Annotated in this window: 11 protein-coding genes; 1 reads left to right on the forward strand and 10 read right to left on the reverse strand. The window is 34.7% G+C overall.

Translation table 11 applies throughout. The annotated features are described in order from the left end of the window. Positions 1–11: 11 nt before the first annotated feature. The 8 genes from BUE95_RS07725 to BUE95_RS07755 form a co-directional block, all read right to left on the reverse strand. On the reverse strand, positions 12–1,163 hold the full coding sequence (locus BUE95_RS07725) for a glycosyltransferase family 4 protein (RefSeq protein ID WP_073583098.1): 1,152 nt from the start codon (positions 1,161–1,163) through the stop codon (positions 12–14). Next, entirely contained in the window at positions 1,164–2,543 is a 1,380-nt protein-coding gene (locus BUE95_RS07730) for a hypothetical protein (RefSeq protein WP_073583100.1), read from the reverse strand. It abuts the gene before it with no gap. Further along, a complete protein-coding gene (locus tag BUE95_RS07735; protein ID WP_073583102.1) occupies positions 2,536–3,420 on the reverse strand; it encodes a hypothetical protein in 885 nt (294 codons plus the stop codon). Before BUE95_RS07735 ends, BUE95_RS07730 begins: the two co-directional genes overlap by 8 nt. Further along, positions 3,420–4,853, reverse strand: a complete 1,434-nt coding sequence (locus BUE95_RS07740) for an MBOAT family O-acyltransferase (protein ID WP_073583104.1) — start codon at positions 4,851–4,853, stop codon at positions 3,420–3,422. Before BUE95_RS07740 ends, BUE95_RS07735 begins: the two co-directional genes overlap by 1 nt. Next, the gene (gene neuC / locus BUE95_RS07745) at positions 4,854–5,978 is read right to left on the reverse strand and encodes a UDP-N-acetylglucosamine 2-epimerase (protein WP_073583106.1); all 1,125 of its coding nucleotides are present in this window, start codon (positions 5,976–5,978) and stop codon (positions 4,854–4,856) included. It abuts the gene before it with no gap. Positions 5,979–6,175: 197 nt separating this feature from the next. Continuing rightward, entirely contained in the window at positions 6,176–7,216 is a 1,041-nt protein-coding gene (locus BUE95_RS07750; RefSeq protein WP_073583108.1) for an N-acetylneuraminate synthase family protein, read from the reverse strand. Between the two features lie 317 nt (positions 7,217–7,533). Beyond that, complete coding sequence (locus BUE95_RS13640) at positions 7,534–7,692, reverse strand: hypothetical protein (protein WP_159433499.1); 159 nt, start codon at positions 7,690–7,692, stop codon at positions 7,534–7,536. Between the two features lie 224 nt (positions 7,693–7,916). After that, entirely contained in the window at positions 7,917–12,032 is a 4,116-nt protein-coding gene (locus BUE95_RS07755; protein WP_073583110.1) for a PAS domain S-box protein, read from the reverse strand. Between the two features lie 726 nt (positions 12,033–12,758). On the opposite strand from BUE95_RS07755, the gene BUE95_RS07760 reads away from it, so the two are divergent. Next, positions 12,759–13,502 carry a tyrosine-protein phosphatase gene (locus BUE95_RS07760; protein WP_073583528.1) on the forward strand — a complete coding sequence of 248 codons (744 nt, stop codon included), beginning with the start codon at positions 12,759–12,761 and terminating at the stop codon, positions 13,500–13,502. Between the two features lie 150 nt (positions 13,503–13,652). Here BUE95_RS07760 and BUE95_RS07765 read toward each other — a convergent pair whose 3' ends face one another. Together BUE95_RS07765 and BUE95_RS07770 are read right to left on the reverse strand one after the other, a co-directional pair. Beyond that, a complete protein-coding gene (locus tag BUE95_RS07765) occupies positions 13,653–16,013 on the reverse strand; it encodes a GumC family protein (protein ID WP_073583112.1) in 2,361 nt (786 codons plus the stop codon). Position 16,014: 1 nt separating this feature from the next. Continuing rightward, positions 16,015–16,794, reverse strand: a complete 780-nt coding sequence (locus BUE95_RS07770) for a polysaccharide biosynthesis/export family protein (RefSeq protein WP_073583114.1) — start codon at positions 16,792–16,794, stop codon at positions 16,015–16,017. Positions 16,795–16,819: the final 25 nt, after the last annotated feature.

The raw sequence follows: 16,819 nt of genomic DNA on the forward strand, positions 1-16,819 counted from the left end.
AAAACGATTATTTAAAGCGCTGTTACAATACTTCCATAAAACCTAAGATTTTTTGTCAAAACAGCCTCTTTTTCAAATTGTTTCATAACGGAAATTCTTGCCTGCTTTCCGATACTAACGACTGCTTCTTGATGCTTTAAAACATACATTATTTTGCTTGCTAGATCAGCAGTATCATGTGGATTGCAAAGAAAACCAGTTTGTCCATCAACTATTACTTCCTGACCCGGACCTAATGCTGTGAAAATGACAACTTTTTCCATCGCCATTGCCTCTGGGGCAACTAATCCTAAAGTTTCCATGTGGGAAGGAAACACACAAACCGCAGCCTTTGCATAAACACCCGGTATCGCATCAAAAGCAATAGCACCATGAAAGTGAACATCTTTTGAAAAAACACCTAACTCAGGTAATACGGTCTCTTGCAACATTTTAATGTAAGAACGCCCGTCTGGAAAAAACCAATCCCTTCCATATAAGTTCAAAACAGCATTAGGAAAGTGTTCTTTTACTAATCGAAAAGCTTGTAGCAATTGCCGAACACCTTTCTTCTCACAAATAGTACCCGCAAAAGTAATGTTGTTAGCATCTTGTAACATAGCAATGGGATGAAACAAATCATGATTAATTGGATTAAAAATAACTTCTATAGGCTTATTATGATAACTCAAATACTTGGCCGTATGACTTTTAACATAACGAGAAACAGCTACAAAAGCATCTGCCTTAGCAAAAGAGCGTTTTTCTTGAAATCCTTTCCATTTAGCAATGCCTCTATTTTCCGCTTCTGCAAAAAAATGATGCCCTCCATGCAGCCGAATCACATAGGAAATCCCTTTAATCTTAGGTAAAAAAGCAAAAGCCAACTCGGCTCCTTCTATTATATGTATAGGATTTTTGCTGTGAATTGCTGCAATAGTTTTCGCTATTCTTCTCGAATTAAAATACCAAGCCAATCCTTTTACTTTACTTTTTCGAATTCGAATTACGTTCACACCATCAACATTTTCGGTTTCATCAGAAGGCACATAATTCAATCCTACAACGGTAACTTGATTTCCTTTAGCTACCAAAGCTGCTGCCAAAGTTTTTACAAAACTACCTACTCCACCATGAGGAAAGCCTGTTTTTGGATATTCGTTGGTTAGGAAACAGATGTGCATTTAGTTATGAATTACATTAGTAATGTTTCTAGATGAATGTTTAAAATCTTCAAGTATAGTTTTTATCCAACGATGAGTAACCTCATTATATTGCAAATCAAAGAGTAAATTGGATAATTCTTCTTTTTTTGTCCACCACTTAACAACGTCAGTGCTTGGCATACTTTTAAAATGTTGAAAATTATATATATTGTGTACCGACCAATTTACATCCACTTTATACTTTTGATCATAATTGATATAAATACAAGGCTTTTCAAACATCCCAAAATCAAACGCCATTGTAGAACCTAAATTAACAACTACTTCGCTATAATAAACCGTTGAAACCAATAATTTTACATCTTCAGGTAACGGATAAATGGTAGTCCAACTACCATTGGGTTCAAAATGCCATAAAGGAGGCGCCTGCTTTATTAAATTAGGATATTTCGCAACAATTGTCTCAAATCTCCCTGAAATATCTACTGGACAACGCCTCAACAATATTTGGTATTCAGAATCTAAATTATTTTTTACTAACTCGTCTGCTAAATCATCCAAGTATTGAGGATCATCTGGACAAGTTTTAACATCATCACCTGAATAACAAATAATTTTTTTGTGGATATCTAAATTATATCTTTCATAAAAAACTTCTTTCGGAATTATGTTTTCAGGCTGGTGATAACATTCAAATTGAGGTGTTCCTGTTACAAAAATTTGTGGTTCTTTAATTTCAGGATAATACATTTTTAATTCCTGTTTCATATAATCTGACCAAACCAAATACTTGTTTGCTTGTAACGCCATTCTTGCTTTTGGCAAATTGTCCCATGAATAAATTACTGTAATGGTTTCAATTCCTAAATCTTTTGCAGCAGCAAAAATAGGGGCACATTGAACACCTCGTTGATGGGAACAAAATATTTTTTTAGGCGCAGTAGCAATTAGAATTTCTCGCACTTCATCATAAAAATTCGAATTTCTAATGGCTTCTTGATACCTTTTTTCAAGTTTTAAGATACGTTGATAACTCGAAAATCCATACGATGCTAATTCGATAGATTTATAAAATAACTTCTTTAAAAAACCTTTATGATTGGTGTTCCAATTGGTTAAAATAGTAGGATTATTTACGAGTTTAGCATTGTGCTTCAAACGAACCAAACAAATTAACTCTCTGAGAAACTTTTCTTTTAAGGATTCTGAATATTTAGGAATAGTAAGAGTACTTTGAATTTTTGTGATTGCTGTTACTTCCTTTTCTGCCTTAGAATCAAACGCATGAAATAAAAACAAATCAGCTTCTCTTCCTTTAAACACATGGGAATACAAATAATTTCGTATCCCAACACCATCGGGAAAAAGAAGCATTATTTTTCGTTTGGTTTCACTCATTTTTAAAATCTAACGCTTTAATAATTGTAGCCGTAAACAACCTCGCCCCTTTGTCATTCAAGTGACCACATGAAGAAAAATATTCATCTCCTTCTACTACATGTTCAAATTCCTTAATTTCCGGATACAACGCTTTTACCTTTTTAAAATAATCCATTCCCTTTACATTCGCACACATAGGAGTCGTTACCGCAATCAAATGGATATCATTTGCCTTACAAATTTGCTTAATTTCTTCGTAATACCGATTACGTAAAGGCACTAAACCTTCAATATTATTTTTCATGTTGGCCTTCGGATTAAACCCAAGCGGATAATACCCTTTATGATGCAAGATATTAGTAGGTTCATTAATCAAAGTTTTATACCAAGCCCGAAACCCTACTTTTGCATCAAATCGAATATAACGATAAAACGGAATATAATACAATTCTGTAAAATCATTTTCATTTTTAAAATGCTCCGTAATGGTTTTCGATTGATGAAGAAACGGCATGAAACGACCGAAAGTTCCATCATCACGCTTTTCATTAGACAAATTCAAATCGGTCTCCACGATAACATTTTTTATTTTCCATCCGCGTTCTACCATTAATTTCAACAGCAATGACGTTTCAAATAAATGCGAACCACTCATACCATAATTAAAGGTTTTCAAGCCCTCTTTTTCAAACAACTCCGATACAAAATGGTTATTGGCTCTTGAGGTTCCTAAAACAATTACATCATACTTTTGTGGTTTAGAGTTGATCACATTTTCCACCTTATTCCGAGTATCAGATTGCGCAAATACTAGGGTATAAATAAAATCCAATGCAATCGCAGAAAGCAAAAGCACTAAAATAATTTTTCCGATAAATAATAAAAACTGTTTCATTAGAATTGAAAATAAATAAATGCTTTATAATCGGAATATACCCCTAAAGCTAACAAAGCAATAATTGCCAAAGTCACTTTTATCCAACTTGCTTTTCCCGACAAAGGTTCAATTTTGGAACGATTGAACCATTCCACCAAAACAAAAACAAGGACTAAAAATACCAATTCAAAATTGTACCGTTCATTACTCAAATACTGCGAATCAAACTGAAAATCAGTCACCATTTTTTGAATATATCCAAGTGCTTCCGAAATCGATCGTGCTCTGAAAAAAATCCATGCTAGGGTAGTCAAAATAAAGGTACCTAAAATATTTAGGATGGTTTTCACACTATTGAAATCCCAACCCATCACGATTTCACCCATATTAGAACGATTCTTATTTTGTAGTAATAAAGGCAAAAAATACATCGCATTCAAAAACCCCCACACAATAAAAGTCCAGTTAGCACCATGCCAAAACCCGCTCACTAAGAAGATGATAAAAGTGTTTCGCACTTTCATCCATATACCGCCTTGACTTCCGCCTAACGGAATGTACAAATAATCGCGAAACCAAGACGACAACGAAATGTGCCAACGACGCCAAAACTCGGCAATATCTCTTGAAAAATAGGGATAATTGAAATTCTTTAATAAATCGATACCAAATAATTTTGAAGTTCCCAAAGCGATATCCGAATACCCTGAAAAATCGCCATAAATCTGAAAGGCAAAATAAACCGCACCTAATGCCAAAGACAACGAATTCATCGATTCATAATTATCAAAAACAGCATTGGCATATGTAGCACAACTATCCGCTATCACTACTTTTTTTACTAAACCCCAAAGAATTTGATATATCCCTTCTTTAGCCTTTTCAAAATTAAAATGGCGCTTAATCTTTACCTGAGGTAATAAATGGGTAGCTCTTTCAATTGGTCCCGCTACCAATAGCGGAAAATAACTTACAAACAGGGAATAATCTATAAAATTACGTTCTGCAGTAATACGTTTGTAGTAAATATCAATTACATAAGACAATCCATGAAAGGTGTAAAAGGATATTCCAACAGGTAAGATCAACTGCAACAAAACAGGATTCGTTTGAAATCCAAAACCCGTTAACAAATCGGCAAACGACTGGGCAAAGAAATCGTAATATTTAAAAACACCTAAAAATCCTAAGTTTATTCCAATAGTCAACCACAACCACAACTTTCGTCTTTTATCAGAAGTACTGTCCTCCATCATGATAGCACTGAAATAATCCAGCAAAGTAGAAAATACTAATAAGAATAAAAAACGCCAATCCCAACACGAGTAGAAATAATAACTCGCTACAATCAATACCGCATTTTGTGTGGTTTTGTTTTTATTGAAAACAAACCAATACAGTAAAAATACGATGGGTAAAAAAATAGCAAAGGATAGGGAATTGAAGAACATTTAAATATCTCTAAATTGTTTTTGATGATTGAGTTGCCAAATGGCTGGTTGTAAAAGGGATTTCAAAAATAATTCAGCACTATTTCCTTTACCAAAATCGCTTTCTGTTGGTTGTGTTTTATGAATAGCAATATTACGCAAAGCTGCTGTTATACTTGCTGTGGAATAATCCACATTGATAATGTCTGCATGCAACGCTCTATTTTGCTGACGTGTCCCAATGTTGATAATAGGCAATCCATAATACGGAGCCTCACGTATTCCAGCACTACTATTCCCAATAACAAACTGGGCATTTTTCAATAATGTTAAAAAATATTCGAAACGCAACGATGGAAAAATACGAAATCGAGAATTATTGCTAAGCTTTTCATAGGATTTCAAAATGGTTTGGCTTCCCAAATCATTATTGGGATATACCACCACATAATTGTGATGATCCGTTAATAAAGCTTCTACAAAATTAGCTGCATAGTCTTGCATGAATGTAGCTTCTGTTGTCACTGGATGAAACATGGCTACTGCATACGCATCATAGGCAATCTCATAATATTCTTTGACGGTTGTAAGCTCGGGAAGTGTGTCAGAAAACATAATATCTACATCAGGTGATCCAATGATAAAAATAGCATCCTCTAATTCTCCCATTTGAATCAATCGCTTCTTTGCTTGTTGATTTGCAACAAAATGCACATGACTCATTTTACTAGTCGAATGACGAAGTAATTCATCAATCGTGCCCGAAACTTCTCCTCCTTCAACATGAGCAACTAAAATATTATTTAAACTCCCCACGATAGCTCCTGCCAAAGCTTCAACCCGATCACCATGAATCACGATCATATCAGGCTTACAAGATTTCACATAAGCAGAAAGTCCTTCAATAGTCTTAGCCAAAGTTAAATCCATCGTAGTTTCATGTGTATGATTTTCAAAAGTGTGCAGATTCAAAAAACCACAACGCTCAACCTCTAACACTGTATAACCGTATTCTTTTTGCAAATGCATACCCGTCACAAAAATAAAAGGCTCAAATTCTGGATGAACTACCAAAGTTTGAATAAGGGACTTCATTTTACCAAAATCAGCACGTGTACCAGTAAGAAATAGGATTTTTTTGGACATTTTGTTACAACTATCGTGTTGCAAATATAGGATATTTGGTTAAGGATTTAAAATGTGTTTTTTTAATACATTTTGTTTGTCATATGAAGCGAAATTGAGATTAATTTGTTTTCTTTAAAAGAGTCTCGTCTTCGTTTTACTTCACGAGACCACACTTCAAATTACAATCTAGAAATAACGAATTAAAAACGTTAATCTTACGCAAAATCCCCAAAATCTAATTGTTCATCCGCAGCAATATACCTAGTCGCTCTTTTTCCTAATAAAGAATCAAAATGTTCCGCCAGAATCTTTCCCGTTCCAGGACGCTTTACCCAAATATTCTCTTTGGTTAATAACGCTCCCTTTTCAATGGAAGCAATAGAACAAACAGTCGCAAAAGCAAAATCGATAGTTACTTGCTCTTCTTTAGCAGGATTTTTAGTCCCTCCTCGCATCAGAGCAATTTCAGCAGAAGCAACTCGCAATTCGCGACAAGCTTGTGCATCCATACTACACACAATATCGGGTCCTGTTCGACCCATATGGTCCGTAAAATGACGTTCCAATATGGAAGCCCCTAAAGCTACTGCTCCCAAACAAGCATTGTTGTTTAGTGTATGATCAGATAACCCAAATACTTTATCAGGAAAAGCCTGATGCATTTCCATCATGGCCCCAAAACGAACCAAATGAATTGGAGTAGGATATAAATTAGTAGTATGCAGTAAAGCCACAGGCACTTGATGCTTGTCAAAAATAGCTACTGCTTTTTGAATACTTGCGATAGTATTCATACCTGTACTCAAAATAACAGGCTTCCCAAAAGAAGCAATATGCTCCAATAACGGATAATTATTACACTCCCCTGATCCAATTTTATAAGCTGGAATATCAAATTTTCGCAACCGTTCCGCTGCTGCGCGTGAAAAAGGAGTAGAAATAAAAATCATCCCTCTACTTTCCACATAATCTTTCAACGCTAATTCATCGGATTCATTTAAAGCACATCGTTCCATAATTTCATAAATGGAAACATTGGCATTACCAGGTATGACTTTCTTAGCAGCACCACTCATTTCGTCAGCCACAATATGCGTTTGATGCTTCACAACTTCAACTCCAGCACTATAAGCAGCATCAACCATTTCTTTGGCTACTGCTAACGAACCTTCATGATTAATCCCAATTTCGGCAATCACCAAAGGAGGATAATCCTGACCAATTTTTCTTCCTGCTATCTCTATATAAGGTTTCATCTATGCAACTTGTTTTTATTTTTCAAATATAGTAAACATTGTAGTTCTTTAAAAATGATTCCGTGCCCAAGAACTTAACATCCAAAATCTAAAAAAACAATCACTTTACCACCATAATTTTTTCCATTCCTAAATTTCCCAAATCCGTGTTCCTAAAAATCCGTCAACATCCGCCTTCGCTTTAGCGAACCCTATTTAACCACAAAGTTAAACAAAGAAAAATCCGTAACCATCCATCAAATCCGTGTCATCCGCGTTCCAAATTTCAAAGATTCCTCCCCCAATTAAAATTGTAAAAATTTTCAAAATCCGTGTTCCTAAAATCCGTAACCATCCGCCTTCGCTTTAGCAAATCCGTCATCATCAGCGTTTTGCCAAAGCAAATCCGTGTCATCCGCGTTCCAAATTTCAAAGATTCCTCCCCCAATTAAAATTTCTAAAATTTTCAAGATCTGTGTTCCAAAATCCGTCACCATCCGCCTTCGCTTTAGCGAACCTTATTTAATTACAAAGCTAAACAAAGAAAAATCCGTAACCATCCATCAAATCCGTGTCATCCGCGTTCCAAATTTTAAAAATTTCCAAAATTTCCCCAATCTGTGTTCCCAAAAAACCTGAAACTTGAAACATGAAATCACACAAAGATTTTTCCAATTCCTAAAATTTTAAAAATCCGTGTTCCAAAAACACGTTTGAAAAACTAAGGAATCGCTAAAGAAAAATAAAACGTGGTACCCGCTCCTACTTCAGAAGTCAATCCAATCTTACCTCCTAACGATTCAATTACTTTTTTCACTACCGCCAAACCAATACCGGTTCCTTCATGCTTTTTTTCGTGCTCCAATCGTTGAAAAATAACAAAAATTTTACTGAAATATTCGGATGCAATTCCAACACCATTATCACATACTTCGAAATAATAACGCCCCGATCTTTCCTCTATTGAAACTTGAATTTGTGGTGGTACATTGGGTTTCGCATATTTTATAGCATTATCTAATAAATTGTAAATAATTTGAACTAGCGGTGTTCTATAACTATTAATTTTAGCTGGACCAACATAGTTAATAAGAACCTTATTTTCATGCATAATCTCTCTTCTCAAAAATTTATATTCTTCAAAAAAATCAAACATATCAATCGCTTCAGATGTTCTCGAAGCCGCTCCTATCTTAGAGTATTCTAACAAATCCATAAGAATTTGCTTCATTTTTTTGGCTCCTTCGTTTGCAAAATTGATATACTGATTCGCTTTCTCATCCAATTGTGTATGATATTTCAATTGTAACAAGGTTAAAAAACTAGAAATCATTCGCAACGGCTCTTGCAAATCATGTGAAGCCACATAAGCAAATTGTTCTAACTGTTCATTGGTTAATTCTAGTTCTTGAATATGGGTTTTAAGCATATTATTCAAATAACGAAGCTCTTGTTCGTGCTTTTTATAATCACTAATATCATTAATTGCACCCACCATTCGTATTGCTTTACCCGATTCGTTTCGAATAATCATCCCTTTATCAAAAACCGATTTAATCGCTCCACTGGCATGACAAATTCGGTATTCCATTTCCCAAAATTCACAATTAGGGTCATCTAAACTTTGTTGTAAACTTTTTTTAATTACTTCCAAATCCTCAGGAAAAAAATGATCGTTCCAAAACTCATCACTCTTGAGGTTTTTAGACACTTCTATGCCAAATAATTTTTCAAAACCATTCCCTCTGTAAAGAATATCGGTTTCTAAATCCCAATCCCATATCGCGTCTGTAGTAGCTTGTGTTACTTTTTCAAAACGTTCATTGGCTTGTAAAACTTTAATATCAGTTCGCTTTCTTAATGTTATATCTTTAAAATAAATCGAAAGACCCTCCGAACTTGGATAAGCAGAAACTTCAAACCATTTATCTAATGTAGGATAATACGCTTCAAAACTGACATTTTCTGAAGTAGCCATCGCTTTATGATAATACCTGTAAAAATCAGAATCCACTGCATCAACATATATATCCCACAAATTTTTACCAACAATAGCCTCTCGTTGTAACCCTAATACTTTTTCAGCTTCTTTGTTCCAATAAGTAACAATCCAATTCGTATCCAGTGCAAAAAAAGCATCTCCAATACTCTCTAAAATTCGATTTTTTTCCTCAAATGCTAACAACAAACGTTGATCTGCTTCTTTTTTTAATGTAATATCTCGAAAAAAAACAGAAATCCCTTCATCAGAGGGATAAGCATTAACCTCCAACCATACACCATAATAATCCTCAAAAGTCATTGGTTTACGTGTTCTCAGTACTTCTTTGTAATTGCTAAATGAAGGCAAATGAACTGCATCAGGAAATAAACTCCATAGATTTTTCCCCAAAATAGTTTCCCTTTTTATGTTTAGTATACGTTCCGCTGTCTGATTCCAATAGGTAACCTCAAAATTGGAGTTCAATGTAAAAAAAGCATCCCCAATGCTCTCTAATATCTTAATTTTATCTTCATACTCTTTTTTAAGGATTTCAGCTGCTCTTTTTCGCTCATCTATATTTTTAAAATAACAAGAAATCCCACCGTTTGAAGGATACACATGCACTTCATACCACCGATCATCAGCTGGATATCGATATTCCAAATTCTGAGCACTACCCGATTTTGCAACACTTCGATAAACAGCTTCAAGAGAAGTCCCCAAAACTAATGGAAATACCTCCCAAAAATTCTTACCAACAACAGCAACTCTTTTTTCTAAAAGTAAATTTTCGGCTTCTTTATTAAAATAAGTAATGTTCCAATTGCGATCTAATGCATAAAAAGCGTCTGAAATACTTCCTAAAATTTCTTCCAATTGAAGAGTAGTAGTCTTGATTTTGTGGATGTCTTGAAAGCTTCCGAAAATCTTTGTACAAACACCATTCACCCGTTCACTATTCCCAATACAACGTATCCACCTTTCTTTACCCGTTTTAGTAATTAACAGCAACTCTTCGTCAAATTCAATTCCTGTCGCAATAAGATCCGCTACTGCAGTAACAATTCTTTGCCTACTAGCTGTTTCAAAAAAATCAAACCCTCCAGAAAGCGTCGCTACAAAATCTGGTGCCACTTCTAAAATCGATTTGACCATTGGGGACCAGTACATAAAATCAGTATCATTATGATGGTTTAATTCAAGTTCCCAACTCCCAATTTTAGCCATTTGTGAAGCTTCCTCATACAACTGATGGGATTTTTTTTCTTCCGTACTGTTTTTGGCAGAAGCATAAATCACCTTTTCTTCCTCCATTATATTACAATGCCATCGCAACCAAATAATCTTACCCGATCTTGTTAAGTAGCGATTTTCAAACTGAAAAATGGTTTGGTTAGGTTTTAATTTTTGCAAGGTATCACTCAAAACATCCACATCGGAAGGATGAATAAAAACATCGGAAGCGATACCCACTAGCTCTTTTTCTGTATATTCCAACAAATCACAACCCGATTGATTAATTTTAAGAAAAGTCCCCTCAAAATCCATCAAACAAATCAAATCAGGAAGTGCTTTAAACAACTCTACATAATCACTTTCTAATTGCTTCCTATTGAGCTCAGAACCTATGAATTGTTCTAAATCATTAAAAATGGGCTCATATTTTTTTATTTTAGTCTCTGATTCCTGAGTTCCTATAACTAAAACACCAACCATCCGTCCTAAGTGAGTCAACGGAATTCCTAAAACACTATGAATTCCTGCCTCAGCCGCTGCTTCTTTTCTAACAAAACTTGTCTTCAAGGTTGGACCATGCCACAAAAGCATAGTTTTACTGTTCCAAACGGCACCTAACAACCCTTCCTCAAAAGAAATCTCTTCAATGTGCTTCGCTTTACTATAAAATTTTTCACCTATACTATCGTTCGTAAAAGAACCACTTAATCGAAGTGCTGTTCCTTTTATATTCGGAACCCAAACTTCACAAAAATTAAACTTACCAAATGCAACCAACAATTCACATAAATGCAATAATGACGATAAAAAATCAGGAGACTGATTGAAAACTGTAGTAACTTTAGCTAAGAGATCTTTTTTGATTTGTTCGTTCTTAGCCAACGTGACATCTCTTATAATTGCTATCCAATGGGTAAATTGACCTTCTTCATCAGCTACAGGAGAAACAGAAACTTGATTCCAAAATTCCTCACCGTTCTTCTTGTAATTTAAAACCGTAATTTCACATGGTTTCCAATCTTGCATGGCTTGAGTGAGTTTATCCAATTCCTCCTTTTCAGAATCGGGACCATGCAAAAACTTGGGTGGTTGTCCAATAACTTCATCCACTGTGTAACCTGTCATCTTTGAAAAAGCCTGATTAACATACAAAATCCGAGGACCTGAATCATCAACTGGAATCGCTTCAGTAATTATAACGGCATCATTCGCGTTCTTGATAACACTTTCGAGAAGTTTTAAGTGGTGTTCTTCTTTTTTCTTTTCTGTTATATCTAGATAAGTTACTAAAATACAATTACGATTCTGAAAAACAACTTTATAACCATTTACCTCTACCAAAACAGTCATACCATTTTTCTTCTTATGAACAAAAATTCCAAAATTTATGTTCTCGGTAGTAACACCCACCTTAGATAAAGCTTTATAAAGTTTAGGAACTTCTGTTTCTGGACGCAAATCTTTAAGATTCATAGATAATAACTCCAAACGAGTGTAACCATAAAAAGCTATAGCAGCCTGATTTACCTCCAAAATTTCATAAGTTTCACTATCATAAACCAAATTAGGTAAAGGATTATAGTGAAATAAAGAATCTAAACTATTTTGTTCTTTCACACAGCTTTTTTTTTAAATGATAACAGAATTAAAAAGACATTGCTTTTGCAATATGAAGATAATAAAAAAATATCAGGTAGTCTAATTCTAATTTGAAATTCAATAAAAGTAAAAATAAAAGCATTACAGGTCTGTTTCTTATTTTTTTTAAGGTTTTTACACTCTAATACGCTTTGCCCTTAAATTGTTACTCAAAATTTCACCCTATCAAATAAACCCAAAATCACCCACTAACCCTACTCCATCCGCCTGCCAAAACACAACTATTTTTCAAAACCATAAAAGTTACACAAGAAAAGCATCCACAAGACTTTAAATTAATTAAAGTGCACAAAAGATTATAAAGATTCCTCCCAAATTAAAATTCTGAAAATTCCCAAAATTTCCCTAATCCCTGTTCCAAAAAATCCGCCCCAATCCCCTTCACTTTAGCGAATCCGTCACCATCAGCGTTTTGCCAGAGCAAACCTGCGTCATCCGCGTTCCAAATTTTAAAGATTTCCCCAATCCCTGTTCCAAAAAATCCGCCCCAATCCCCTTCGCTTTAGCGAATCCGTCACCATCAGCGTTTTGCCAAAGCAAACCAGCGTCATCCGCGTTCCAAATTTTAAAGATTTCCCCAAATTAAAATTTTAAAAATTTCTAAAATTTTCAAGATCCGTGTTCCAAAAAACCCGAAACTTGAAAAACAGAAAAAAAACCTTAATTTTGCACAAATTCCAAATCATGTTATCCCTATTCAAAAGCAAACCACTTTTAAAAGACCTAATCCCTACGAATTACGTTGACATCCACGCTCACTTCCTTCCTGGAATTGATGACGGTGCCCAAAACTTATCTGAAACCAAACAACTTCTCGAAGCAATGAAAGAATTGGGATTTAGCCAATGCATCGCAACACCGCATACAATGAAAAATGTGTGGAATAATACCACTCAAAGCATTCAAGCAGCAGTTACTAATGTTAAAACAAACTTACCTACTCTAAGTAAAGATTTACAAATAAAAGCCGCTTCTGAATATTTTCTAGATGAAAATATAATCCTGCAAGTACAGGAAGACAAACTTTTAACACTAAAAGACAATTTGCTTTTAGTTGAAATGTCTTACTTAAATGCACCCCTTCAATTATTTGATTTTTTGTTTGAACTCCAATTAAAAGGGTATCAGTTAATTTTAGCGCACCCTGAGCGGTACACCTACTACCATGAAAGCAGAAGCAATTTTGACAAATTAAAAAAAGCGGGCTGCTTATTTCAATTGAACTTATTGGCAACAGTAGGCTATTATGGAAAAGAGGTAGCGGAAATTGCAAACTATCTGCTAAACCATCAAATGTATGATTTTGTAGGATCAGATATCCACCATTTAAATCACATCAAGGCCTTTCAAAACAAAATTGTCATAAAAAACCAAAAAGAATTGATGCAAGTAATAGAAAAAAACAGGTTTTTTTCGCAATCTTTATAAAATTTTGAAGTGCTAATAAAAACGGTATCAAATAAAATAGAAACCCACTAGACACAAAAAAATAACTTTTTTATACTTGTAAATCCTTTTATTCACAAGTACAAAATAGAGGAAAATAGTAAAAAAAAGTAGAAAGCTGCGAAAAAAAACCTATTTTCTTAATAAAAACGATAAAAACCGCTCGAAAATATTTTTTTGTACCGTCTTCACTCCATACCCATACCCATAACCCTTTTTGTGATCCGTATCGTTTAATAAAATAGCCATATTTGGTAACTTCTTCTCCTGATAAAGTTTTTCAGGAAGTGATAACATGCGTTTATCCAAAACTTTAGAGCGCACTACGTATAAAAACGCATCTGCATATTTTGAAATAAGTAGCGTATCAGTTACCAAACTCACTGGAGCTGTATCTACAATGATATAATCATATTGCTTTCTCAATTTTTCAAAAAAAGAACCTACCTTCTTACTCATCAACAACTCTGCTGGATTAGGTGGTATAATTCCCGCTGGCAAAACATGGAAATGATCATACCCCTCAATTGTTGTTATAAAAGATTCCAGTTCCAAACCTTCTTTTGAAGAAAAATAGCTGGTAATTCCTGAGTTGGGAAGTGTAAAATATTCATCCAATTTAGGATTTCGAATATCCATACCCACGAGCAAAACTCTTTTACCCGACAAAGCTATAGTCGCCGCTATATTAACCGAAACAAAAGTTTTTCCTTCACCCGGAAAAGTAGAAGTTAAAAAGATAATTTTAGCAACACCATCTTGAACATTATTCAATAAGAACTCTAAATTAGTACGAATAATTCGCAATCCTTCCGCTACACTTGTTCTACTATTGGTTTGAATCACTTTTTCATCTGCATCAGACTTAGGCACATCTCCAATATAAGGCATAGAGGTAGCAGCTTCAACATCAGCACGTGATTTTACTTTAGTATCTAATAATTTCGAAACATAAATACATCCAAAAGGGATAAGTAGCCCAACCAAAAGCGCTCCTAAATAAACAATAGAACTCTTAGGGGAAACCGGAATTTTAGAAGCGATAGCAATATCAATAATCTTAGCATTTGGAGCTGTTACAGCTAAAGAAATAGCCGTTTCCTCTCTTTTTTGAAGCAAATACAAATACAAAGATTCTTTAATAGTTTGTTTTCTACTAATATCTCGGAACAACTTCTCCTGAGTCGGAATTTGTGCTATTTTCCCGCCCAAAACATTATTCTGGTAGGCCAAATCTTTTCTTTTGATCTCTAATGCCGTTCGCATACTTTGCAAAGCAGAAACGATATTAGCACGTAAAGACTCTATTTTGTTCTCTAGATTTAGAACCAAAGCATTCTGTTCACCAGCCGTTTTCAACAAACGATTACGCTCTAAAATCAATTGATTGTATTCTCCTATTAAGGTAGCTGCTCCTTCTTGTGTAGGAAGCACATTCGCTGGAATCAAATCCGCATTTGAAGCCGCATTTACGTAACCTAACATTGAGGCTACTACTTTTAATTGGGTCTCTGTTTCAATCTCTCGCTTTTCAAACTCACTCGCATTCTCTATAAACAAACCTGACTCTGAAACCAAATCCGTTACACGATTCGATTTTTTGAAACGCTCTACATCGGTTTCAACGTCTTTTAATTCTTCACTAATCAAATTCAATCGCGACTCAATAAATTGAGCCGTATTTTCAGAAATGAATTTTTTATCCGCAATTGCATCATTGTTGTAATTTGTAACCAACATGTCCAAAAAATCCTCTGCCTTTTCCGCAATCGGATCTACAAAAGACAACTCAACCACACTTGTATTCTTCCCAAATGGAGAAACGGTCAAACGTGTTTTATAACTTTCAACCAAATCCGATAATGGAATATGCTCAACATCAATATCAAAGGATGCATTAGACTTCCATTTTGTATCTTTAACCACCTGTAAAGCACATCCTTCTTCAAAAGAAACAATTGAATTGTACTTAAATTCACCTATCAAGGAACGCTCCTTATCAGATAAAATAAAAGTAGTAGCGTCTTTAGATTCGATAGTAAACTTTCTTGTCTTTTCTAAAAAAACAGGGGTTGTTTTTAAAAAAGTTACAGTTATAGGCTTATTTTTATACAACTCCGCTTGCTTAACTCTTCCGTTAGTTTTATAAACCACACCCAAACGAAGTGCTTTAATAGAAGAAGCTATAAGCGTTCGAGATTTTATGACTTCTATTTCATTATCCACATTATTCGTCATTCCCGACATCATACCTAAGTCCGAAAAAGTAGCCAATTCAGAAGCTAACCCGCCTTTTTTATCATCCTTCACCATGATAGTAGTAGCAGCCTTGTATTGAGGTACAGCATAACGCAAATACAAGTAGGCTACAGTCAAGGAAAGTATCCCAACCAATAAAAACCATTTCCAATGATAGAGATAACTTTCTACATCTTCTCTTAGGTTAAAATCTTGATGAGTGGAATACGAAGTGTAATGTTCTTGATTTTGCATATTATCGGGTAACTAATACAATTACAGTAATGATTAAAGAAACTATGGAAATACCAACAGTAACATTAGGACCAATGACAGATGAGTTTATACGCGTTTTATTAGGCTCCACATAAACAACATCATTTTGGGTTAAATAATAGAAAGGAGAGGTTAAAAAATCACTTTGCGTAATATCTACACGATTCATAGTTTTAACTCCATCCACTTCACGAACGATTAAAAGATTTTTACGATTCCCATAAATAGTTAAATCGCCTGCCATACCAAGAGCTTCTAACAACGTAATTCGCTCACTTGAAATCGTTATAGCACCCGGCTTGTTCACTTCTCCCAAAACCGTCACCTTATAATTTAAAATGCGCAAATTAATAACAGCATCTTTAACATGATCTTTTAATTTGTCTTTCAAAAGTGCTATCGCTTGCGCTTTAGTAAGTCCCCCAACTTTAATCATTCCCAACAATGGAAAATCGATATGTCCTTGCTTGTCAACAATGTATGTTTGCATCTGCTCACGACCAATTGTACCCGCTTCGGTTGTATTTAAAATACTATACGCTTTCAAATTATAGGGAGCGGATACTTCTGCATTTTCTGAAGCAATCAACAACAAGAGCACATCATCCGGTTGAATTGTAGTTTCGTAACTAGAAACCGATTCAGTAGCTGTCGATGCAGCAGTACTTTGTAGATACAAAAAGTCTTTTTTAGAGGCACACGAAGTCATTATTAATACCACTAGCACCCATAAAAAAGAACAGATTTTCACAAATTTCATACTGTAGGAATTTTTGGCAAATATA

Source organism: Flavobacterium cucumis (assembly GCF_900148835.1).
GTDB lineage: Bacteria > Bacteroidota > Bacteroidia > Flavobacteriales > Flavobacteriaceae > Flavobacterium > Flavobacterium cucumis.